The organism is Aeromonas sp. JL9 (assembly GCF_024436075.1).
GTDB lineage: Bacteria > Pseudomonadota > Gammaproteobacteria > Enterobacterales > Aeromonadaceae > Aeromonas > Aeromonas veronii.
On the sequence record NZ_JANFNV010000079.1, the window covers coordinates 1 to 573 of the forward strand.

The window sequence follows — 573 nt, forward strand, 5'->3', positions numbered from 1 at the left end:
ACCTTGATGTGAAATCGAGTAGGGCGGGACACGTGACATCCTGTCTGAATATGGGGGGACCATCCTCCAAGGCTAAATACTCCTGACTGACCGATAGTGAACCAGTACCGTGAGGGAAAGGCGAAAAGAACCCCTGTGAGGGGAGTGAAATAGAACCTGAAACCGTGTACGTACAAGCAGTGGGAGCCCTTCGGGGTGACTGCGTACCTTTTGTATAATGGGTCAGCGACTTACATTTTGTAGCGAGGTTAACCGTATAGGGGAGCCGTAGGGAAACCGAGTCTTAACTGGGCGTCTAGTTGCAAGGTGTAGACCCGAAACCGGGTGATCTAGCCATGGGCAGGTTGAAGGTTGAGTAACATCAACTGGAGGACCGAACCCACTAACGTTGCAAAGTTAGGGGATGACCTGTGGCTGGGGGTGAAAGGCCAATCAAACTCGGAGATAGCTGGTTCTCCCCGAAAGCTATTTAGGTAGCGCCTCGGACGAATACTACTGGGGGTAGAGCACTGTTTGGGCTAGGGGGTCATCCCGACTTACCAACCCCATGCAAACTCCGAATACCAGTAAGTA

Annotated in this window: 1 rRNA gene; it reads left to right on the plus strand. The window is 52.0% G+C overall.

Features of this window, described 5'->3' with window-relative positions:
* A 23S ribosomal RNA gene (locus tag NOM06_RS20830) occupies positions 1-573 on the plus strand; the annotation flags it as partial.